The organism is Dyella sp. GSA-30 (assembly GCF_027924605.1).
In the GTDB taxonomy this organism is placed as follows: Bacteria; Pseudomonadota; Gammaproteobacteria; order Xanthomonadales; family Rhodanobacteraceae; genus GSA-30.
Genome location: NZ_AP027042.1, coordinates 5,120,903 through 5,143,648 on the forward strand (window position 1 = coordinate 5,120,903; position 22,746 = coordinate 5,143,648).

At 61.0% G+C, this 22,746-nt stretch carries 20 protein-coding genes; 12 read left to right on the forward strand and 8 right to left on the reverse strand.

From position 1 onward, the window contains the following. The first annotated feature begins 9 nt into the window (after positions 1-9). On the forward strand, positions 10-396 hold the full coding sequence (locus QMG46_RS22125; RefSeq protein ID WP_281850062.1) for a hypothetical protein: 387 nt from the start codon (positions 10-12) through the stop codon (positions 394-396). 27 nt (positions 397-423) lie between these two features. On the opposite strand, the gene QMG46_RS22130 is transcribed toward QMG46_RS22125, so the two are convergent. The 4 genes from QMG46_RS22130 to QMG46_RS22145 all read right to left on the reverse strand — a co-directional run bounded on the left by QMG46_RS22130 (position 424) and on the right by QMG46_RS22145 (position 2,271). Continuing rightward, positions 424-636 carry a hypothetical protein gene (locus QMG46_RS22130; RefSeq protein WP_281850063.1) on the reverse strand — a complete coding sequence of 71 codons (213 nt, stop codon included), beginning with the start codon at positions 634-636 and terminating at the stop codon, positions 424-426. 423 nt (positions 637-1,059) lie between these two features. Beyond that, the gene (locus tag QMG46_RS22135) at positions 1,060-1,404 is read right to left on the reverse strand and encodes a hypothetical protein (RefSeq protein ID WP_281850064.1); all 345 of its coding nucleotides are present in this window, start codon (positions 1,402-1,404) and stop codon (positions 1,060-1,062) included. 66 nt (positions 1,405-1,470) lie between these two features. Beyond that, complete coding sequence (locus QMG46_RS22140; protein ID WP_281850065.1) at positions 1,471-1,692, reverse strand: hypothetical protein; 222 nt, start codon at positions 1,690-1,692, stop codon at positions 1,471-1,473. Positions 1,693-2,076: 384 nt separating this feature from the next. Further along, positions 2,077-2,271, reverse strand: coding sequence for a hypothetical protein (locus QMG46_RS22145; RefSeq protein WP_281850066.1), 195 nt, complete (start codon positions 2,269-2,271; stop codon positions 2,077-2,079). A gap of 284 nt (positions 2,272-2,555) precedes the next feature. On the opposite strand from QMG46_RS22145, the gene QMG46_RS22150 reads away from it, so the two are divergent. Further along, complete coding sequence (locus QMG46_RS22150) at positions 2,556-3,008, forward strand: hypothetical protein (protein ID WP_281850067.1); 453 nt, start codon at positions 2,556-2,558, stop codon at positions 3,006-3,008. Positions 3,009-3,433: 425 nt separating this feature from the next. Here the strand turns inward: QMG46_RS22150 and QMG46_RS22155 are convergent, their stop codons facing one another. Further along, positions 3,434-10,621 (reverse strand): beta-1,3-glucanase family protein, encoded by a 7,188-nt coding sequence (locus tag QMG46_RS22155; protein ID WP_281850068.1) that lies wholly within the window; start codon positions 10,619-10,621, stop codon positions 3,434-3,436. Between the two features lie 414 nt (positions 10,622-11,035). Here QMG46_RS22155 and QMG46_RS22160 point away from each other — a divergent pair, with 414 nt between their 5' ends. From QMG46_RS22160 to QMG46_RS22205, 10 genes are all read left to right on the forward strand, one after another. Beyond that, positions 11,036-11,452, forward strand: coding sequence for a PepSY domain-containing protein (locus tag QMG46_RS22160; RefSeq protein WP_281850069.1), 417 nt, complete (start codon positions 11,036-11,038; stop codon positions 11,450-11,452). Between the two features lie 166 nt (positions 11,453-11,618). Beyond that, positions 11,619-11,774: a periplasmic nitrate reductase, NapE protein gene (locus tag QMG46_RS22165; protein ID WP_281850070.1), complete on the forward strand. Its 156-nt coding sequence runs from the start codon at positions 11,619-11,621 to the stop codon at positions 11,772-11,774. 2 nt (positions 11,775-11,776) lie between these two features. Continuing rightward, positions 11,777-12,301: a ferredoxin-type protein NapF gene (gene napF, locus QMG46_RS22170; protein ID WP_281850072.1), complete on the forward strand. Its 525-nt coding sequence runs from the start codon at positions 11,777-11,779 to the stop codon at positions 12,299-12,301. After that, on the forward strand, positions 12,291-12,584 hold the full coding sequence (locus QMG46_RS22175; protein WP_281850073.1) for a chaperone NapD: 294 nt from the start codon (positions 12,291-12,293) through the stop codon (positions 12,582-12,584). Before napF ends, QMG46_RS22175 begins: the two co-directional genes overlap by 11 nt. Then, positions 12,581-15,076 (forward strand): periplasmic nitrate reductase subunit alpha, encoded by a 2,496-nt coding sequence (napA, locus tag QMG46_RS22180; RefSeq protein WP_281850074.1) that lies wholly within the window; start codon positions 12,581-12,583, stop codon positions 15,074-15,076. Before QMG46_RS22175 ends, napA begins: the two co-directional genes overlap by 4 nt. A 10-nt stretch (positions 15,077-15,086) precedes the next feature. Further along, complete coding sequence (locus QMG46_RS22185; RefSeq protein ID WP_281850075.1) at positions 15,087-15,647, forward strand: nitrate reductase cytochrome c-type subunit; 561 nt, start codon at positions 15,087-15,089, stop codon at positions 15,645-15,647. 1 nt (position 15,648) lies between these two features. Continuing rightward, positions 15,649-16,248 carry a cytochrome c3 family protein gene (locus QMG46_RS22190; RefSeq protein ID WP_281850076.1) on the forward strand — a complete coding sequence of 200 codons (600 nt, stop codon included), beginning with the start codon at positions 15,649-15,651 and terminating at the stop codon, positions 16,246-16,248. Positions 16,249-16,346: 98 nt separating this feature from the next. Beyond that, a complete protein-coding gene (locus tag QMG46_RS22195) occupies positions 16,347-17,276 on the forward strand; it encodes an alpha/beta fold hydrolase (RefSeq protein ID WP_281850077.1) in 930 nt (309 codons plus the stop codon). 214 nt (positions 17,277-17,490) lie between these two features. Then, complete coding sequence (locus QMG46_RS22200) at positions 17,491-19,143, forward strand: M28 family metallopeptidase (protein ID WP_281850078.1); 1,653 nt, start codon at positions 17,491-17,493, stop codon at positions 19,141-19,143. A gap of 138 nt (positions 19,144-19,281) precedes the next feature. Beyond that, the gene (locus QMG46_RS22205) at positions 19,282-20,577 is read left to right on the forward strand and encodes a DUF5690 family protein (protein ID WP_281850079.1); all 1,296 of its coding nucleotides are present in this window, start codon (positions 19,282-19,284) and stop codon (positions 20,575-20,577) included. 215 nt (positions 20,578-20,792) lie between these two features. On the opposite strand, the gene phnN is transcribed toward QMG46_RS22205, so the two are convergent. Genes phnN through phnF form a run of 3 tightly spaced genes read right to left on the reverse strand, consistent with a single transcriptional unit; the run spans position 20,793 to position 22,731 of the window. Then, a complete protein-coding gene (gene phnN / locus QMG46_RS22210) occupies positions 20,793-21,344 on the reverse strand; it encodes a phosphonate metabolism protein/1,5-bisphosphokinase (PRPP-forming) PhnN (RefSeq protein ID WP_281850080.1) in 552 nt (183 codons plus the stop codon). Beyond that, positions 21,341-22,000: a DUF1045 domain-containing protein gene (locus QMG46_RS22215; RefSeq protein ID WP_281850081.1), complete on the reverse strand. Its 660-nt coding sequence runs from the start codon at positions 21,998-22,000 to the stop codon at positions 21,341-21,343. The genes phnN and QMG46_RS22215 overlap by 4 nt, the downstream gene beginning before the upstream one ends. Next, positions 22,000-22,731: a phosphonate metabolism transcriptional regulator PhnF gene (phnF, locus tag QMG46_RS22220; RefSeq protein WP_281850082.1), complete on the reverse strand. Its 732-nt coding sequence runs from the start codon at positions 22,729-22,731 to the stop codon at positions 22,000-22,002. The genes QMG46_RS22215 and phnF overlap by 1 nt, the downstream gene beginning before the upstream one ends. Positions 22,732-22,746: the final 15 nt, after the last annotated feature.

Here is a 22,746-nt window from a genome sequence, read left to right on the forward strand (position 1 = left end):
AAGTTGTCCATGATGAAAATCAAATCGGTCGTATTCCTCGCATCGCTGGCACTGATGGCCGGCTATGCTCCGTTGTCCTTCAGCACCGGCGCTGGCGCATCGGACGAGGTCCAGGTTATCGGCACCCCTGCCCCCGACAGCAAGTTCGCCAAAGTCCATTCCGGCATGTATTCGAAGGAAATTGTGGACCTGATCGGCCCGCCCACCGACCAGAAGATGTTCCAGACCGGCAAGGCATTCATCCCCTTTCATTTCGGCGGCGACAACTACCGCACCGAATATCATTACAAGGGCGAAGGCGTACTGACCTTCTCCGGCGGCGGCATGAACGCCACCGGCTCACTCAAGCTGATCAAGGTCGAAGTTAACCCGCAGGAATCGGGCTACATCCACTGAGCCCAAAACAGCTCATGACGTAAATCATCATGCCCGGCAAGTGCTGATCTCGGGCAGCGACATGACGGCGGTCTTCGGGCCGCCGTTCTTTTCAAAGCAGTTCGGCGACAACAATGCTTTCGCACCGCGTTGGCCAGCCATCAGTTCTGGGCGGTTCCGCCGAATGATGTCGATATTAAGTATGAAAGAACAACTCGACGGGGTGGCCAATAAGTCACCCAGATAGGCCGAGTCATGCATGTAGCCCATGCGGACCAAGTTGCGTAAATGCGACAGGCCGACAACCGTAGACAGTGGCACGAACCCCGCGATCACGAGCAGCGGGGCTTTGCTGCGTCTTCTTCGTTATGAACGTTGAATACGTTGCCTTCTCCGTATATCTCTTCAAGTGCCCTCCGTGCTGCGCTGCTACTCTCAGCAAACATCGTAGCCCTCTTCCCCGGTACGGCCGGGTCATCCGCCCAAATCACTGCTTTGTATTCCCGTTCTAAATTGCTCATTGCTACAACCCTTTGCAATGCCCTATTGCGGGCATGAACCAGCTCTCTTATTTTGTTTCAATGCCTCGAAGGCGGCGCCGTCGACCCACTGCTATCCAACCGATCGACCCGCAGCCTCGGCGAAAAAACCCAGGACTCCAGAACAATCGCTTAAATCCAGCATCTACATATCTTTAAATGGATCCCAGAATATATCCCGATCATGCTCATTCATCTTTACTCCAGCGGCGACAATATAGTAAGAAGAACCATCACTACTCAAGGTAAAAACAAGGTCCTTTTCTGATATTTTAGAGCTCTTTATGAAATTGAATTGCGACTCATTCCACTCACCTTCATCAACGGAAAGACCTATTAAATACCTTGGCACCGAAATATATTTTAACCCATGAAATACCAAGTCGATCGTACCCTCGCCAGCGCCACCTGGACTTCGGATTAAAAGCATCCCATGACTCACCGTATAGGACCATAACTGAAAATCTCTGCTCGACTCAAACTTCTTCATTTTTGAAAAGGCCCCGTTACCTGAGATCCGTTTTTCCAATATTGAATATTTGGAAAATATGGATTTTTATAGAGCTGCAACAACCCCCATCCGTTGTCCCCTCCCTGCGGAGGCTCGCTGAATACCTGCCCAAGGGTCAACCCCATCTAAATTGAACATTACCTTGGTGTTGGGATCCATGAGCTTATCAAGGACACCGGATTTCCATTGTTCAACATCTTCAAATTGTTTCCAGGTTGTGGCCCCATGCTGTTCCGCGAACTCGTCCAAGAAAGGATCGATATCCATAGCAAACGGCCTATTTACTGGACAGGTCTTCGTGCGGAACGGCGAGCATCGGTAGCCGAATCGGGCTAGCGCACTGTTCCAGGCACACCCTAGTACTGCGCCCGCGCAAGATGACACTCCTGCTGGACCTCAGCCTGAGCGCTGCACGGCCATGGCATATCTTTAGCCACGTTTTAGTCAGTAGACGTTATCGGAGCCACGCATGCCGATCGCGCTTTCCGAACCCCAGAGGATTCGACAAGCGCGCTTGATTCCGGTTACCCGGCTGGCTTCGTGCTGCGGTTGACACTGAGCGGCGGGCACGTGGTGCTCGAATTTCCACTCAACCACCTGTCGTTCAAGCAGCTGCCGCCCGGTTGGTGGACCAACGCGGCTCGAGCCGACTCAGCCCAGGCTTTCGGTTGTAACCACCGACTCCTGGCGGAAACGCGCCAACTCGTCTTCACGGCGGGTACGAGCCTTGCCGTTCCAGCTGACCAGCGGTGCGTGCGTGTCTTGTTGCGGCTTGCGCCGCGGTGCCGCGACCGCAGGACTGCGGGTCACGTCAAGCAAAGCAGAAAGAATTTGAGGAATGGTCATTGTCACAGCCCCCTGTCGACGCTGCGACTATAGCGTTCCGTGAGCGGATGAAAAGGGGTTGTGCACGAAATTTTGTGATTTTCTTCATATACCTACGCTGCACTGCAACGTGAGTTGTCATCTTGACGCACGGCTTTGCCGGTAACTCAAATACTTACGGGACAAAGCTACTGTCGCCCGGGCCGGATAGGATTTTTTCCGGTTGAGGCCGCTGGGACGCGCAAATTGCATCAAACAGGTGGAGAATAGCCCGCTTCATGCCAGCGGCAAGGGGAGCCGGAGCAATGGACCACGTCGAGTCACATAACGATGCGATCGCGCAACTGCTGGCAGTCGCCCGCAGCTTTGCAGAGCTGACCCATCGTGCGATGTCCGATAGCGAGATTTCACTGGCAGCGGCGGACATGATGGGTTTCGCCGCACGGCAAGCAACCAAGCTGCTTGAAGAGTTCATCGCTTCGCATGCACAAAAGGCCCACAACGCACTAGCGTTTGCGCATACGCCATTAAGCGCGGAACTCGACAAGGCCTACGCCGATTTCGAGTGCCTGATGGATGCGGCAGGCATGATTCGCCTCCACGGCATCGGCTCGCATTACACGACGCATCTGACATATTTGATGCGCTATGCGGCCGAGTCCGCTTGCGAACATCTCGATCGTGCGGAGCAGACGCTGGCGACGTTGCCGCCACAGGAGCTGGTCGCGATGCTGCAGCGGCACGCGGAAGTACCCTGACCGGGTCAGGCCTTGCCATAGCCGACCGTACGGCTGACTTGTGAGGTTGCGGTCGCGACTGAAGTCGCTCCTACAAAATTGGATATGCACCGCTAGCTTGTAGGAGCGACCTCAGGGAACCTCGAATAACCTCAGTTTTAGTTCTCGTCATCCCGGCGTAGGCCGGGACCCAGTGGCATCGGTTTTTAGTTTTCGCGATAGAGCTGACTTTTGCGGGGGCCGTTGCGATGACCGATCAAAAGGCCACTGGGTTCCGGCCTACGCCGGAATGACGATTAGGAAAGGTTTTTAGAGGTTCCCTTCAGTCGCGACCGCAACCTCTAGACATGCCAAGCGCGCGGTTATCGCCCTTCCCTCCAGCCACAAAAAAACCGGCCTCCCCTAAGGAAGGCCGGTCTTAATTTCTACTGCTTTAGTTCAGGCGATTACCAACCGATGCCCAGTTCCATGTGTTCGGGCTTGTCGGTATGGATGGTCGAGCTCTGGCTGGACACGTCGTCGTAGGCAAAGCCATAGGCCAGGCCGTTGACGCCATGCGTGTGCCAGAACTTGGCGTAGTAGTTCGCCGGGGCGCCGAGGTACCACGCCGAGGGCACGGCCCACAGCGTGCTGTCTTCCATGACGTGACGGTTGAACGCCGCGCAGATCTGCGCCTCGATGGCCAGCTCCGTACTGTTGCCCGTAGCCAGCGTGCCCTTGCCTTCCAGGATGTCCTGGGTGGTCGGCTTCTGCACGATGTACGGACCACCCGCCACGACGTTACCCGAATCATCCAGCTCGGTGAACGACAGGCTGCCATTGACGACCTGGCCGCTGAAGTGGCGACCGCCTACCTCGATGTTCAGAGGGGTGTTGCTGTACATCTGCCAGATCTGATTCACATAAGCATCGAAGTAGTGCGCGTTGGTTTGACCCACGTCGAACGTGGACTTGCCCGGCGCCATGATGCGCAGCTGGTTCTGCAACGACACCTGGAACTCAGCCGGCACTTCGGTGTTGTACGCCGCAAACAATGCGTCGTGCGTCTGGGTCAGACCCGTCTGCTGATGGAAGTTCTTGCTGTCGCCCCACACGTCGAGCAGGAGCGGCAGGCCGAAATCGTCCACCTGGGTCGTGTTGATCCACACGCCACCGTCGTTGTACGTGAACTCGTACCAGTCGTAACGCACGCCGATATTCGGATCGGTCCCGTTAAGCGGATTGGGGCCGGCGAAACCGACGTTGCCATTGGCATCCGTCAACGTCGTCATGTACAGCGGTTCGCCGAGCGAGATAAAGATGCGACCGGAATCCATCTCGGGCAGCTTCATCAGCTTCGCTTGCGCCAACGTAAAGGCGTAGTTCGGATAGTTCTGGCCGTTCTTGGTCAGATGGCCGGATGCGTTGTTGTCGGCAGCGGACATATGCGTGAACGTGCCGTCCGGCTTCAACCACGAGAACACGTGCGTGGCCGGATCCTGCGCGATGACTTCCACGTAGACCTGGTCGTCCGTGTAGGCACCATGGGTGTTGTTCACCAGCGTCGTGCCGATGAAGCCCGGGTACACCGTGTAGTCCGGCGTCTGGCCCGAACCGCTGCTGCCACCAGTGCCGGTGCCCGGATCGGTGCCGCCCGGCTGACCCGGCTGGGTCGGTGCCGTGCTGCCGTCACCGTAGATCTCCATTTCCCACAACGAGTAGCCGTACTGCGTATTGCGCTTGGTGCCATACATGCGCACGTAGCGGGCGGAGGTGGACGGGAAGGTCACGGTTTCGATGCCGCCCTGCCCGTTCGGCTGGTCGGATGCAACGGCCCAGTTCTGCTCATCCGTGGAGACCTGGATCTGATACGCCGTGGCGTGTGCATTTTCCCAATTGAGCACCACGCGATTGACCGACTGCACCGAGCCGAGATCGATCTCGACCCACTGCGGATCGGCGAAGGCCGACGACCAACGCGTACCGGTGTCGCCATCGTTAACGTTGGCGCCCTTGAAGGCGACATCGTTTTCGGTACCCGACACCTTCACCGGCATGTTGAGTGCCAGGTTGGTGCCTGCCGGCTGCTGGCCACCCGTGCTGCCGGTGCCCTTACCGCTGCTGCCGCCTGTGCTGCCACTACCGTTGTTGCTGCCGGCGTTGCTGCCACCGGTGTTGTTGGTCCCGGTATTGCTGGCTGCCGTCACGGTGAGCGTAGCCGGCTGACTCGTAGCGGTGTTGCCGTTGCCATCGGTGATGACCACGTCGAACGAGGCGCCGGAATCGGCCTGCGCAGTGACAAAGCCATACGTGGCCTGCGTGGCACCATTGATGGCGGCACCGCCGCGACGCCACTGATAGGTCAACGGACCGGCCGCTTGCACACCCACACTGAACTGCACACTCTGGCCGGCCACGACAGACTGCGTCTGCGGTTGCGTGGAAACGACCGGACCGGCCGTTGCGTAGATCTCGAACTCGTACAGCGAAACACCGTACTGCGACGAGCGGGCGAAGCTATGCATACGTACATAACGCGCCGTCTGCGGAGCGAAGCTGATGCGCTCGGTGCCACCCAAACCCGGATTCTCCGAGTAGAACGGCGTCTTGGTGTTCCAGGTCACACCATCTACCGACGTCTCCAGCTGGTAGTTGGTCGAGAACGCACGTTCCCAACGAAGGACCGCGTGGTCGAAGGTATGCACCGCACCCAGATCCACCGCAATCCACGTCTCGTCCTCGAACTCCGAAGACCAGCGCGTGTTGGTGATATCACCATCGAACGCCTGCGCGGAATCCAGATAGCCCGCGTCCGCACCGTTGTTGCCACTCTCACTGCCACTTGCACTGGCGGTCTTGCCCAGCGCGAGGTTCACGCCGTTGTGGCCGTCACCCGGGGTGTTGTCGTTGTTCTGACCACCGCCCGTGTTGCCGCCACCGTTATTGCCACCACCGTTATTGCCGCCACCATTGTCACCGCCCGGATTGCTGGCGTTGTTGTTATTGGTGTCGGGCGCAGGCACGTTGCCGTTGGTGGAGTTGTCGACCGCCACGGTAGCCGCGGTACTGGCCACGGTCAGGCCCTGGGCACTTGTCACCTGGACCACGTAGCTGTCGTTGGCACCGAGCACGCCGGCCGGCGTGTCGTAGAACGCGTCGGCCGTTACGAACACCGACTTGCCATTGCGGAACCACTCGTAGCTGAGGGGACCGGTGCCGGTAGCGGCCACGGTCAGATGCGCACTGCGACCCGCACCCACGGTCTGTGACACCGGCGAGTTCACGATTACCGGCGGCAGTACCTGCGCACCGCTGACGCACATCGCCTGACCGGGGAAGTTGGTGGCCACTTCGGTATTGACGATACCCGCCGACGACACCACCAGACCGTTGTTGGCGTTGTTCGGATCGGTTTCCGACGTCCACGTATTCCACTGCGACGGGAAGGCACAGGTCACGGCGTTGGCGCCGCTGATCGCCTGGGCTTCGGCCACGCTGGGCAGACGTGCACCGATACCGGCGCAGTACTGAGCCGCCTTGTCCTGGGTCAGCTGTGCCGAGACGTCCGCCGGGATGTGCGGCGTGCGTGTCCAGATCAGCTGGCTCAGGTTATCGGTGGCCGTTTCCGTGTCGTTGACCGTGAAGCGCTCGTTCGTCGTGCCCGCGGCACCGCAATTGGCACCGTCGTACACCTGCATCTCGAGCAACGAATAGCCGTACGCCGTACCGCGCTTGATGCCCTGCATGCGCACATAGCGAGCCTGCACACTCGGGAAGGTCTTGTCTTCGGTACCGCCCGTGCCGACAGAATCGCAGTTGGTACCGTCGCCTTCGCAGAACGCATCCGTCCAGGTCTGGCGATCGTTGGAGTACTGCAGCTTATAGGCCGAGCCGTAGGCCGCTTCCCATTCCAGCACCACGCGATTGAAAGTACGCACCGAACCGAGGTCGATATCGAGGTACTGGTTATCCGGGTCGGCCACATTGTTGAACGCCGAACCCCAACGCGTGATCGGCGTGCCGTTCTGACCGTCCTGGCCATCGTTGGCATACTCGCCGCGCGTACCGCCGACACCCGTGTTTTCTTCACTGGAGTCGAAGGTCTTCTTGTTGAGCGCAAGGTTGGCGCCCGGAGGTGCCAGCTTGAGCGTCGCCGGCTTGCTGACCGCGGTCTGGCCGGTGATGTTGGTCACCGAGACCTGGTAGCTGCCGGTGTCGCTGGGTGCGACCTTGGCGATCGTCAGCGTCGACGAGTCGTCACCGACAATCACGCCATCCTTGGACCACTGGTAATGGAACGGCGCCGAACCATTCACAGCCACGCTGAAGGTAGCGGGCTGGCCCGGGTTGGAGACGACACTGGCCGGATCTTGCGTCACCACCGGCGGACGCGCCGCATTGACGGTCAACGTGACCGGCGTAGTGGTGATCTGATTGACCGGGTTGGTGACGGTCACCGAGTAGCTGGCGTTGTCCGTGGTGGCGAGCACCCCGGTATCGAACGTCGGGCTCTGCGCACCAGCAATCGCCTGATTGTTTTTCAGCCACTGATAGCTGACCGTCGGCGAGCCGGTGGCCACCACCGCGAAGTGAGCCGACTGGCCCGCATCCACGTTGACCGCCTGCGGCGCCTGCTGGATCACCACCGGTGCCGGAGCGAAGACGTGCAAGACCGCCTGCGACGACAGCTGGTCGCCCAGCCCGTTGACCACGTCCACCGTGTAGATCGCGCCATCGTCGGCCTGGGTGGTCGCATCCGTCGTCAGTACCGCGGTGTTGCCGCCCACCGGCTGGTTGTTCTTGAACCAGTGGAAGCTCATCGGCTGTGCGCCCGACGCGGCCACGCTGAACTGCGCCGGCTGGCCGGCGGTGACGTCCTGCTCGACCGGCTGCGCGATGATCGACGGCTTGCCCAGCGTCACGACCGGGTTGGGAACCGGGTCGATATTGAAGCTGATCTGCGTCGAACCCAGACCCGGCGCACTTGCCGTGACGGTCACCGGACCGGTCTGGAACAAGGTACGCATCGCGATCTTGGTCAGGCCGCCCTCGGTCTGCAGCTCATGATCGCCCGGGGCGTGATAGTTCAGGCCCTGGCCCGGCGTCACCAACTGCTCGGAACCGCCGTGATACTCGACCGGGCCGTCCACCGCAAAGGTGACGTTGACGTTGGAGCCGTCGCCGGTCATGACCAGGTTGTTCTGCGCATCGGCGATACCGACGACGACAAAGGCCGCGTCCGAGCCGTTGGCAGTCAACTGGAACGAGGTGCCATCCGGGCGCACCAGTTCGTCGACCACCTTCAGCACGATGTGATCGGCCTTGCCCGACGTGCTCAGCGTATCGGAAGCCTGCACAGCGCCCGTGTCATCAAGACACTGCGCGGTGATCTTGCCGGGCTGGAAGGTCGTGTCCCAGAACACCTGACCTGGCAGCTTGGTGGTCTGCTGGGCCTGCTGCACATCGGCCGGAACCGGCGCCCGCGTCGGATTGCCTTCCAGGTCGGTGCCCGCCTGCGCGGTGCCGACCAGGCCGCTATCGGCGGTGGTATCCGAATCCCAGCTATTGGGCGTCTTTGGACCTTGGAACGGCGTGCCATTGATCAGCAGCTGCACCGAGGGGCAGTTACTGAAGGCGTTGATGCGCGTCGCGCCTGCCGGGCGGTTCCAGGTACCGGCCAGCTTGATCGACTTGATCTGCGGGTAGTTCGACCAGTTCGCCTGATAGATGTAATAGAGCAACCGCGGGAAGCGATTCATGTCGACCATCGACTGGCCCATCGAACGCACCAGCGTCTGATCGGTGCCGTCCACGAATTCGAAGATCTCACCCGGGCTATCGGCAAAGTACCACTGCGTCATGCCGAAGGTGTTCGCCTTGCGGCCCTGCATCCAGGGCGTCAGGTACTGCAATGCGAACGCCAGTTCGTAGTCGTAGGACGTACGCTGCACACCCCAGTTGGACCAGTACTCCGCACCGTAGGTCGGCTTGCTGGCCGCATCGTGCTGATGCAGGTTCACTTCGCAACCGGCACCGTCGCAGGAGATCACGTCGCCGTTGTTGACGTCCGGCGTGCGATCGGTCTGCGCGCGGCTGTTGATCGAATCCCACTGCAACGAGATCTGCTTGAGCCCCGCGGCGAAATCCTCGTGCATGGTGCCATTGTTGGCCTCCCAGGCGAGGATCGACGGATGGCTGCGGTCGCGAATGATCATGTCGCGATGCAGTTCCTTCTTCAGCGTTTCCTTGTCCACGCACTGCTGGACATTGTCCGTGCCAGGACACGGGTTGGCGAAACCGTTCTCGCCATCGCCCGAGGGCTGCACAATGAACACGCCGTACGCGTCGGCAGCCGCAACAAACTCGGGGCTGGCCGACGAATGACCCGGACGCCACAGGTTGCCACCCGCGGCAGCCAGCTGCGCGAGGTCGCGCCACTGTTGTTCTTCCGGCACCGACGAGGCGAGGCCCGGATAGTCGTAGCGACCAGCCGCGCCCCACAAGTAGTGCTTGTGACCATTGATATACGGGAAATCCTTGTCCCAGGTAATGACGCGGATACCCAGCGTGCTCTGCTTGGCGTCGATCACCTGGCCATTGATGCTGACCGTGTGGAACACCTTGTAGAGATAGGGTTTGCCCCAGGTGCTGTTGTTCGGATACCAGAGCGTCGGCTTGGTCACCGTCAGCGTCTGGTCGAACACCGGCGTCTCGTCGGTACCGGGGATCGAATGCGCCGGCAGGCTCTTCTGATCTTGCTGGGTCGCCACGACCTTGCCGCTGGCGTCTACGATCTGCGTGGTCAACGTGGCGGTAACGGTGGCGTCCGACTCATTGGCGACATTGGTCTGTACGCGCACCGTCGCCTGGTCATCGCTGGCGGCGACGGTAGCGACATAGGTGCCCCACGACTTCTGGCCGGAATAAACGTTCTCCGGGATGTAGACCTTGTCGGTCACATGCAGACGCACCGGACGGAAGATGCCGGTATCGGACTGGCCGAAGCGGAACGAGCCGGAGATCTGCGGATCCTCGAAGAAGTCGCCATTGCGGGCAACCTTGACCGCCACCGTGTCGGTGCCGTCGAAATGCAGATATGGCGTGAGGTCGACGATGAACGGCAGGAAGCCGTTCACGTGGGTCGCCGTCGCATCCTTGGCCACCGCACTGGTGGTCGGGACGAACGTGCCGTTGACGTAGACCTGGGCACCCATATGGGCACCCTCGAACTCGACGGTGACTTTCTTGCCGACGTAGTTCGCCGAGTCGGTCAGCTTGGTGCGGTACCAGCCGATGGTCCCGTGCAGCTCGCCGTCACCGCCACCGGACTTCTCGTTGATGAAGGTGGTGAACTGGGTGGTCGAGTAAGGCAGGCCAACGCTCTGCCAGCCCGAATCGTTGAAGTTGACTGCCGCCGCGGGCGGAGGCGTCGAGGCGTTGTTGCCGTCGACTGCGTTGTTTCCGTTGTCCTCGGAAAGGAACTTCCAAGGTTGCGCGCCGAGATTGATCTCGGTGCGTTGCGAGGGTGCCAGCGTCACCGCGTCCGCGAACGCGGGAACGGTACTGGCCATAGCCAACGCGGCACTGACGATGGCGCCCAAATGGCGCCATCGCCTGCCACGCAGCCGATTTGCGACTACGACAGGGTAGTTCATGGAGAGCCCCTAATGCCCAGGGAGTGGGTGCGCGGATCATCCGCGTTGCATATGAACGTAGCAATGCACGAAATGAATTGGCGCACGCAAAAATCGCGCGACTTTTTGATATTGCGATACGGTTGGTGTTTTCGCTGACTTATTGATAGGACAAACTGATCGCAGCGATAGGCCGAACAAATTCCACCGGCAACTAAATAGACGGCTATACGCCCATTCAGTACTTAGACGTTTTATTGGAAACGTCAAATTCGTCCAAAGCCGTTACATTCGATTACTTTCGAATGAATAAGCAAACGAATGAAAGTTGTTATAGCAGGATGAACGATTAAGCAAACCGACAGCTGTTTTTCACCCGAGGTTGATCCCCTTCAGCGAAAACTTTCAGCTCCACGCAAGCTTGAGAGGTATCCCATGAAAAAGATCGCTCCTTTGATCGTTGCGCTGGCACTGGGGGTTGCCGGGGTTGCCGTAGCGCAGGACGCGTTGACGGAGCGCCAGGTACGCGTGCAGCTGGAACAGCAGGGCTACACCAAGGTGCACGACCTCAAATTCCGCGATGGCATGTGGAAAGCCTATGCCCGTAGCGGTGACGGCACCAAGGTCACCGTGCGTATCGACCCGAAGACCGGCCAGGCCTTTCCGGACGCCCAGGTATCGCGCCTGAGCGAACGCGACGTACGTGCCTCGCTTTCCTCCGAAGGCTATACCCACGTACACGACGTCGATTACCGCGATGGCATGTGGCGTGCCCGCGCCGAGAACAACGCCGGCAAGGACGTCAAGCTGCAGATCGACGCCGAATCGGGACGTGTGGTCGGAACCGATTGACCTGTCCATCACAGTTATTTGCGATAACCTCGACATGGCTCGATTCAACGTCGGACCAGCCGTGGCGAGGTTACCGCAACTGTCTGATACCTCACGAAAATCAAGCATGGGGGCATGCTAGCCTCGGGGCGAGCCAGGTTCAGCAGCCGCGTTATCTGGGGGATGGATGGATTCGTCACTCGAACTCAAGCGCACCGAACGCAGGGCATTCCTGCTGCTGACGATCGCGCTTTTTCCCATGCTGGCCATCGCCATCGTGGTGACCTACGGTTTTATCGTCTGGTTCTGGCAGATGTTCATTAGCGGGCCACCGGGAGTTTGACTGTGGCCGCTCGCGCTCCCGATCCCATGCGTCGAGCACTGCTGCGGGGAAAAGCACAACCGAGCACGGTGATCCGGCCGCCATGGGCGTTGGCGGAGCCCGAATTTCTCGATGCGTGCAGCCGATGCAACGACTGCATCGACCGCTGCCCTGAGCAGGTGCTTGCGCCGGGGTCGGGCGGCTACCCGGTATTCGATCCCTTGCGCGGCGAATGTACCTTCTGTGGCGAATGTGCGAGTGCCTGCTCTACCCAGGCTCTCGATCGCCAGGCCGTACGCCCTCCGTGGCATTGGATCGCCGACATCAGCGGTGACAGCTGCCTTGCCCAACGCGGCGTGGTCTGCGCCAGTTGCCAGGATGGGTGCGGCGAACGCGCCATTCGATTTCAGCCCGCGCTCGGCGCCGTGCCCACCCCCATCATCGATGCCACGCGCTGCACCGGCTGCGGCGCCTGTGTCGGGCTGTGCCCGACGCAGGCGATCGCCCTGAAGAACATGCCCTGGAAGGAGTCAAGCGATGCCACGTGAACTGCATATCTCCAGCCTGCTCATCCAGCACCGTCACGATGCCCTGCCCCGACTGCAGGCCTTGATCGATCGACACGCCGAGCTCGAGATCGCACTGCAGGAGGCGTGCCGCTGCGTCGTGTTGTGCGAGACCGACGACCAGCGCGGCTTAATGGACCACATCGACGCCATGCAGGAATTGAGCGGCGTACTGAGCGTATCGCTGATCTATCACCACGCCGAGCCTCGCGCGGAACTGGAAAAGCCGCTGCATAAGGTGTCCCCAGCAGGAGCCAACGTATGACGATGACGCGACGGGAATTCATCCGCAATACGGCCGTTGCCACCGCGGCGAGTGCCGCCGGCATGACCTTGCCGGCCAACGCCACCAACGTACTGCTCGAAGGCGACCAGACCCAGCTCAAATGGGACAAGGCGCCTTGTCGCTTTTGCGGCACCGGCTGCGGCGTCAATGTTGCGGTCAAGGACGGGCGCGTAGTCGCCACGCATGGCGACGTGCATGCCGAGGTCAATCGTGGCATCAACTGCGTCAAGGGTTATTTCCTGTCCAAGATCATGTACGGCACCGATCGCCTGACCCAGCCGATGCTCCGCAAGCGCAACGGCGTCTACGCCAAGGACGGCGAGTTCGAAGCGGTTTCGTGGGACGAGGCGTTCGACGTGATGGCCGCGCAATTCAAGCGCGTTCTCAAAGACAAAGGCGCTGACGCTATCGGCATGTTCGGCTCCGGCCAGTGGACCGTGTGGGAAGGCTACGCCGCCAACAAGCTGATGAAGGCAGGCTTTCGCAGCAACCACATCGACCCGAATGCACGCCATTGCATGGCGTCGGCGGTGATGGGCTTCATGCGCTCCTTCGGCATGGACGAACCGATGGGTTGCTATGACGATATCGAAGCGGCCGATGCCTTTGTGCTGTGGGGCTCGAACATGGCCGAGATGCATCCGATCCTGTGGACGCGCGTTACCGATCGACGCCTTTCCAATCCCAAGGTCAAGGTCGCGGTGCTATCGACCTACGAGCACCGCAGCTTCGAGCTGGCCGATATCCCGATCGTCTTCACGCCGCAGACCGATCTGGTGATTCTCAACTACATCGCTAACCACATCATCAAGAGCGGGCGCGTCAACAAGGACTTCGTCGACAAACACACCGTATTCAAGCAGGGCGTGGACGATATCGGCTACGGCCTGCGCCCGGACAATCCGCTGGAAGTCAACGCCAAACACGCCAAGAACCCGGGTGACTCGCGTCCGATCGATTTTGCTCAGTTCGCGGCCTTTGTCGAGCCGTATACGCTGGAAAAAACCATTGCGATGACCGGCGTGGACCGCGGCTGGCTCGAACAGCTCGCGGAGTTGTATGCGGACCCGAACATCAAGGTCATGTCGTTCTGGACCATGGGTTTCAATCAACATACACGCGGCGTGTGGGCCAACAATATGGTCTACAACCTGCATCTGCTGACCGGCAAGATCTCCACCCCCGGCAACAGCCCGTTCTCGCTGACCGGACAACCTTCCGCCTGCGGCACGGCGCGCGAAGTGGGTACCTTCAGCCACCGCTTGCCAGCCGACATGGTGGTGACCAACCCCGAACACCGCAAGCATGCCGAAGAGATCTGGAAGATCCCCCACGGCATCATCGTCGAGAAACCGGGTTATCACGCGGTCGAACAAAATCGGGCATTGCGCGATGGCAAGCTCAACGCGTACTGGGTCATGGTCAACAACAATATGCAGGCCGGCGCGAATCTCCTCGAAGAGACGTATCCGGGCTACCGACGCCCGGGCAACTTCATTGTTGTTTCCGACGTATACCCGACCGTGACCGCGCAGGCTGCCGACCTGATTCTTCCGGCGGCCATGTGGGTGGAAAAGGAAGGTGCCTACGGCAACGCCGAGCGGCGCACGCAGTTCTGGCACCAGCTGGTCAAGGCGCCCAACGATGCGCGTTCGGATTTGTGGCAGCTGATGGAATTTTCCAAACGCTTCACGACCGACGAATGCTGGCCCGCTTCGATCCTTGCGGCCAATCCCGCATTCAAGGGGAAAACGCTCTACGAGGTGCTGTACAAAAACGGCAAGGTGGATCGCTTCCCGGTATCGGACATCGAGGCGGGCTATCTCAACGACGAAGCCGCGGCGTTCGGCTTTTATCCGCAGAAGGGTCTGTTCGAGGAATACGCCGAGTTCGGTCGCGGACACGGACACGACCTGGACAACTTCGATGCCTACCATCGCGCACGCGGTATTCGCTGGCCGGTGGTCAAGGGCAAGGAAACACTCTGGCGTTATCGCGAAGGCTCCGACCCCTATGTCAAGGCCGGTAGCGGCTTCGAGTTCTATGGCAATCCGGATGGACGCGCGGTGATATGGGCCTTGCCATATGAGCCACCCGCCGAGTCGCCCAACGACGAATACGATCTTTGGCTGGCGACCGGCCGCGTGCTCGAACACTGGCACTCCGGCTCGATGACGATGCGAGTACCGGAGCTCTATCGCGCCGTTCCCGCGGCCGTGGTGTTCATGCATCCCGATGACGCGGTGGCACGTGGGCTCAAACGCGGCGACGAAGTGCGCGTGGTGTCGCGACGCGGCGAAATGCTCTCGCGTATCGAAACGCGCGGGCGCAACCGGATGCCGCGTGGCGTGGTTTTCGTGCCCTGGTTCGATGCCGGCCAATTGATCAACAAGGTGACCTTGGACGCGACCGATCCGATCTCCAAGCAGACCGACTACAAGAAGTGTGCCGTCAAGGTCCTGGCCGTCTAGGAGCACAGCCATGAACAACAAACCCTTGATCGTTGGCGGCCTGTTGATCGTGCTGGTTTCGGCCTTCGTCGTCGGACTGATCGCCGGTCGGACCTCCGAACTGCACTCGGGCATGCCCGCACCCGAACCGGCGCAGGCACCGCCGTTGCCTGCGGTAGCGATCGTGCCCGGGCCGGCCAGCCAGCAGATCGACGCTATTCGCCGCGGCGTGCCGATCGACCAGGAAGCCGCACCACCGGCCATGGCACGAGTGGAAAACACGGATATCAAGCGCAATCGCGCGTACCCGATGCAGCCGCCGACCATTCCGCACAGCATCGACAATTACCAGGTCGACAAGAACTCCAACCGCTGCCTGCTCTGCCATTCGCGCGCCAACGCGGACAAGTTCCAGGCGCCACCGATCAGTGTGACGCATTACATGGATCGCGACGATCAGTTCCTCGCGACGATTTCGCCGCGACGTTATTTCTGCAACCAATGTCATGTCGTGCAGACCGACGCCAAGCCGCTGGTCGAAAACGGCTTCCAGGACATCGACACCGTGTTGTCCCACGGAAAGGCCAACTGACATGTGGCGGCGACTCAAGGCATGGCCGCTTTCGTTCTGGCACACGCTGCGCCGGCCCAGCGTGCATTACAGCCTGGGTTTTCTCACCCTTGGAGGATTTATCGCAGGGGTGATTTTCTGGGGTGCGTTCAATACCGGCCTCGAGGCCACCAATACCGAAGCCTTTTGCACCGGTTGCCACGAAATGCGCGACAACGTTTTCCAGGAACTGAAGACCACGATTCACTACAGTAACCGTTCGGGCGTGCGTGCCACCTGCCCCGACTGCCATGTCCCGCATAAGTGGACCGACAAGATCGCCCGCAAGATGCAGGCGTCCAAGGAGGTATGGGCGAAGGTGTTCGGCACGGTCGATACGCGCGAAAAGTTTCTCGATCACCGGCTGGTGCTCGCCGAACACGAATGGGCGCGATTGAAAGCCAACGATTCGCTCGAATGTCGAAACTGCCACAACTACGCATCGATGGACCTCACCCGGCAGTCGCCCCGCGCGGCGCAGATCCACAAGCTCTGGTTGGGGACCGGCGAAAAGACCTGCATCGACTGCCACAAAGGCATCGCCCACCACTTGCCCAACATGGCCGGGATACCGCAGGGTTGAGAAAAGTCGCTCGCCACCATGTAAAGGACACTTGACAGGCAGAAAACGGAAGCCTAGCCTGCGCATGTCAAGCGACCTTGACACACACGGAGATCCAAATGCGTAGCTTCGCCCGCCTTGTCCATGTAGTCGGCAGTGCCCTGCTTGTCGCGTCCTTCCTCGTCGGCGCAAACGCTTTTGCCGCCGGCTCGCCGCAAACCATCACCTCTGGAAGTTTGAAGATCGAGCGCCACGGCAATCATGGCAGCCCGATCGTGCTGATTCCCGGGCTGGGAGGCGGCCCGTGGGTCTGGCAGAACACCATCGACAACATGGAAAAAAATCATGTCGTCTATGCGCTCACCCTGGCCGGCTTCGACGGTATGCCGATGCCCAAACAGGGCGGCAACCTGTTCGACCTGGCCGACCAGTCGCTCGGCAACTGGCTGCAGAGCGCGCATATCGGCAAACCTATCCTGGTCGGTCACAGCCTGGGCGCCACGCTCGCGCTGCGCTTTGCCAGCGAACATCCGGAGCTGATCGCCGGTGTCGTCGCCGTCGACGGCCTGCCGCTGTTCCCCGGCATGGATCGCGTCAGCGACGAACAACGCAAGGCCATGGCGACCATGATGCAGAAACATATGACGTCGTTCACGCCCGAGCAGTTCAAGGCGGAACAGCTGACCTATATGCGGCAGACCGGCATGATCGATCAGGAGCAGGCCGAGCACTATGCGTTCTTGAATGCACGCAGCGACATACAGGCAACCGCGCAATACATGGCCGAGGATCTCTCCAGCGATCTGCGCCCTGGCCTGAAGAATGCCACGGTGCCGATCTTGGAAATCTCGCCTTACAAAGAGTCCGATTTCAGCACGGGCCCGATGAAAATGAGCGAGCAGCAGAAGGCCGATTACTACAAGAGTCTGTTGGCCAATGCGCCCAATGCCAAGGTCGTGTCGATCTCGCCGGCTCGGCATTTCGTGATGCTCGATCAGCCGGTGAAGTTTCAACAGGTGCTGGATCAATTCATCGCGTCGGTGCATTGATTGGGGCGAGAGCCCCCCTCACCCCAACCCTCTCCCCCGGCAAGCCAGGGGAGAGGGAGCCAAGAGCCACGCATCATTCAAACTTGCCTCACCGTGCCCCCCTCTCCCCTGGCTAAGCCGGGGGAGAGGGTTGGGGTGAGGGGGACACAAGAGGCGATGCGAAGCGAGCCTAAAGCTTTACTATCGGCCAGTAACCACAAAGAGGTAGCCGACAGTGCAACGACTCGCCTTAACCCTGCTTGCCTTCTCCATCGTCTCGGCCGTGTACGCCGCCGACGCACCGACCATCGATCCCCAGCGTCTGTCGTCGGACGTCAAGACGCTTTCCTCCGATGCGTTCGAAGGTCGCGGCCCGGATACGGCCGGTGAGACCAAGACCATCGACTTCGTCGTCTCCCAGTTCAAGGCCGAAGGTATCCAGCCCGGCGGCGATCTGAAAAACGGCAAGCGCGAATGGACCCAGGCGGTGCCGCTGCTGCGCACCGAGATCGTCGGCACGCCGGCGCTCAGCTTCAACCTGGCAGGCAAGACACAGGCCCTGACGCAGGGCGAACAGATTGCCTTGCGCGCACCGCTGGACGGCAGCAAGAGCGTGTCGATCAAGGATGCGCCGCTGGTCTTCGTCGGCTACGGCGTCAGTGCGCCGGAACGCAAGTGGGACGACTTCAAGGGCGTGGATCTGCACGGCAAGATCGCCGTGGTGTTGATCAACGACCCCGATTTCGAAACCGGCCAGGGCGATTTCGGCGGCAAGGCCATGACCTACTATGGCCGCTGGACCTACAAGTTCGAAGAAGCCGCCCGTCTGGGCGCGCTCGGCGTGATGGTGGTGCACGAAACCGCACCGGCATCGTACGGCTGGGCCACGGTGAAGAACTCCAACACCAATGCGATGTTCGACATCGTGCGCGACAAGCCGTCGAGCGTGCATCCGCAGATCGAATCGTGGATCCAGCGCGATCAGGCTGTCGCCATGTTCAAGGATGCCGGCCTGGATTTCGAAGCCTTGAAAAAGCAGGCGCAAACGCGTGAATTCAAGCCGGTGGTGTTGAAGGGCGAAAGCTTCTCCGCGTCGTTCAAGGTCGATTCGAAAGTGATCACCTCGCACAACATCGTCGGCCGCATCGAGGGTAGCAAGTATCCCGATCAAACGGTGATCTACAGCGCGCACTGGGATCATCTCGGCGTCGGCGCGCCGGATGCCAAGGGCGACCGTATCTACAACGGCGCGGTCGACAACGGCACCGGCACCGCTTCGCTGATCGAATTGGCGCGTGCATTCGCCAAGGCGCCCAAGCCGGAACGATCGATCGTGTTTCTCAATGTCACCGCCGAGGAAAAAGGCCTGCTCGGCTCGGAGTACTACGCGAACAAGCCGCTCTATCCGCTGGGCAAGACCGTGGCGGTGATCAATATGGACGCGCTCAGTCCGAACGGCCCGGCGCGCAACTTCGCCATCTCCGGCAATGCCAAGCTGGATCTGCTGGACCAGCTCACCGCGACCGCCAAGCGCTGGAACCTGACCTACTCGCCCGATCCACGCCCCGAGGCCGGCGGCTTCTTCCGCTCCGATCACTTCTCGTTCGCCAAGCGCGGCGTGCCCGCCTTGTCGTTCGAATCGGGTGACGACTGGGTCGATGGCGGCGTAGCGGCCGGCAAGAAGGCAGCGGAGGAATACACCACCAACCACTATCACCAGCCCTCGGACGAATGGCAGGCAAGCTGGTCGTTCACCGGCATGGCGCGCGATCTGCAGATTCTCTACACGCTGGGTAGCGATCTGGCCAATTCGAACGCCTGGCCGAACTGGAGCTCCGATTCGGAGTTCCGCTCGGCGCGTGACGCGTCCGCGGCGGATCGGAAGTAAACGGCGCTGCAAGGCGGGGCGGTCAGACGCCTCGCCTTGTTTCCGGGGCCACCAACACCGGCCACTCGCCTAGCCCGCGCCACAGCACTGTAACCTCCGCCCGCCACCCTGCCGGCATCCTTTCGACGGATTGCCCGCGTGCCCGGCTCACTGTTCCGCCTGCGACACCACCCACTCGCCACCAGCCTGCTGGCCGGCGCCGCGGCGTTTCTTGCCTACGCGTCGATGTATGCGTTTCGCAAGCCGTTCACCGCCGCCTCCTTCGACGGCATGCACTTCGCCGGTGTCGACTACAAAGTCTGGCTGGTGATCGCACAAGTGTTCGGCTACATGCTTAGCAAGTTTCGCGGGATTACCTGGATCGCCCAGATGCAGCGCGAAAGCCGCGCGCTGGCGCTGGCCAAACTCATCGGCGTGGCATGGCTCGCCCTGCTCGGCTTCGCCTTGACGCCTGCACCATGGAATATCGCCTTTCTATTCTTGAATGGCCTTCCGCTAGGCATGGTATGGGGCGTGATCTTTGGCTATCTCGAAGGCCGCCGCGGGACCGAGCTGATGGCAGCCTGCATGTGCGCGAGCTTTATCGTCGCCTCGGGCGTCGTCAAATCGGTGGCCATGTGGTTGATGGTGTCGCATGGCGTAAGTGAGTTCTGGATGCCGTTTGCTACCGGCATGCTGTTCGTACCACCGCTGTGCCTCGCCACGTGGTTGCTCGAACGGTTGCCGGCCCCGGATGCGCGCGATATCGCCGAACGCCATGTGCGCGTGCCGATGGATGCCGCGGCGCGGCGCGCGTTCCTGGCGCGCTTTCTGCCTGGCGTGGCCATGATCGTGGTGGCGTATATCGCGCTGACAGTGGCGCGTGATTTCCGTGACAACTTTGCCGCCGAAATCTGGGCCGATCTCGGCTACGGCGGCGACGCATCGATCTTCAGCAAGACGGAAATTCCCATCGCCATCGCCGTGCTGCTGATCACCGCCGCGACCATGGCGGTGCGCGACAACTTCAAGGCGCTGATGCTCAACCATGTGCTGATCTTCAGCGGCTTTGCCATCGCCATTCTCAGCACCTGGCTGCACAGCCATCGCCTGATCAGCCCGCTGCTGTGGGTCGGCGGCAGCGGCTTCGGCCTGTATCTGGCGTATGTGCCTTATAACGCCACGTTCTTCGAACGCATGCTGGCCAGCTTCAAGGTCGCCGGCAATGTGGGTTTCGTGATGTATATCGCCGATGCCAGCGGCTACCTGGGCAGCGTCGCCGTGGTACTGCTCAAGCAGTTCAGTGGCCTGCAGCTTTCCTGGGCCACGTTCTACGCACAGACCGTCATGGTGCTGTCGAGCCTGGGCCTGCTGGTGACCTTGGCGTCGATGCTCTATTTCAGGGCAAAGGCGCGCAGCGCCACCTCGGCCCTGCCCCTGCCTGCCGCCGCCTGACCGTTAGCGCCGCGGCGCTACCGGTACATCAGGGCAGCTGTAAGACCTCTCCTATTCGTCATTCCGGCGCAGGCCGGAACCCAGTGGCTTCGGTTCGCGGTCTTCGCGATAGAGCAAATCCTTGATGGCGCTCGCGACAACCGGCCACCAAGTCACTGGGTCCCGGCCTACGCCGGGATGACGATGGGAAAAACTGAGGTTGTTCGAGGTGCCCTTCAGCTCGCGTGACGCATCCGTATCGTATCGAGCAGCAAGGAACCCGCATGGGCCAGGCTGCCATCGTTCTGGATCACCAGCGCCCCCGGCGGTACCGCGTAGGCCGCGCTACGCGCCACACGTGCGTCGATCTCCGCCTGGCTCTCGCGGCCTCGTGCGCCAAGACGCGCGGCGAGGGTCTCTACATTGGCGGTAATCACCACCGGCTGCAGATTCGGAAAGCGCTTCAGCGCGTCGGCAAACGCGCCGCGTGAACCATTCACCAGCACATCCGCTCCGCGGTTCATCCAGTGCTCGATTTCTCGACCGATGCCATAGCGCAGGCCATGTGCCATCCACGTCAGTACGAACAGGCCGCGTTGCTCGCGCGCGGCAAATTCCTGCTCGCTGAGGGCGACGTGATTCTCGCCGCCGGCCAGGGCCGGACGAGTGATGTAACGATGTGCACACACCACGCCCAATGGCACGCCATGTTCGCGTACCCAGCCCAGCACGCTGTCCTTGCCGGCGCCAGAGGGGCCCATCACGTAGTAGAGACGTCCGTTTGTCATGCCGCTTCCTTGATGGCCAGGGGTATCTGTTCCAGTTCTTCGAAATCCGCGCCCGGAAAAGGTTCGCAACAAATCGCCAATGCATCGATATGCGCTATCGCAGCATCCATGCCATGGGCGGCGATGGCGACGCGCAAGGCACGCTCTTCCGGCGGAGACGCGGGCGCGGCCAACGTCATGTGGAAACGATAACGGTCCAGCACATAGGGGTAACCGTAACGACGCAGCAGTTCGCGCTCGACCGGATCCAGGCCATGCGCACGCCGACGACGCGCCTCCTCGTCCAGCGGCGCGCACAGTGGATGCAGGGCATGCAGGCAGGTGGCCGCCAGCGCCTCGATGCGCCCGCTGGCGCTCTCCGGCCGCAAGGCGAGAAAGCCGGCGAGCGAGTCCAGGCGCAGCGGCAAGTCGAAGGCGTGCATGGTGTTGGCGATCGACACCACCACGCGCCGCAGATCGTCGAACGTGTGCCCGGCCATGAGGCTGAAAGGCGCGCGAATCGTGGCGTGCCAGCCATAACGGCGTGCATCGCGCAGAAGTTCGTCCAGGCGCTGCGGCGCGATGCTGGCAACTCTGGCATGGGCGCTCAGCCACGCCTGGCCCATGCTCGCCAACGCGGTCCCTGCTTGCGGACAGTAGTAGATCGCGTAGCGCATCAGTCGTCGGCCATCAGCACCAGTTGCACCCAGTCTCCGGAAAAGCGCGTCACGCCGTATTGCACCGGCATGCCACGGGTATCGGCATTGATCGACTGCACATGGAGCACCGGGCGGCCGATCGGCTGCTTCATCAATTTGGCTGCGTGTGCATCGGGCAGGCGAGCACAGACGCGGGTGTGCTTGCGCACGTAATCGACGACACCGAATTCTCCCAGCGTGCGCGTTACCGATTGAAGACGCCTGTATACAGTTGGCAGACCCGGAAAGCGTGCCGCCGGAAAGTAAGCCGTGCTGTAATCGACGATATGGCCATCGGCATGGCTGAGCGTCTCGATGCGGTAGACGTACTCCTTGCGCCCCAGGCCCAAGGCCTCGGCCACTTGTGACGGCGGTATTTCACGGATGTCCTCCAGTACTTCGATATCCGCCTCGACATTGAGGTTGCGCATGTTCTGGGTGAATCGCGTGCGCCGGCTGATGGCATAGTCCAGCGCCTGCTCCTGCACGAAGCTGCCGCGCCCCTGTTCGGTACGCACCAGGTTGCGCTGTTCCAGCGCGGCAATGGCGCGCCGCACGGTGTGGCGGTTCACATCGAATCGCGTGGCCAGCTCCTGCGCCGACGGCAATTGCTGGCCCTGTGGCAGGCGCCCCTTGAGGATGTCTTCGGCCAGGATGTCGCCGATCTGGCTCCACAGCGCTACGCCGCGGCCCCGTTCTACCTCGCTCATACCACTTCACCCGCC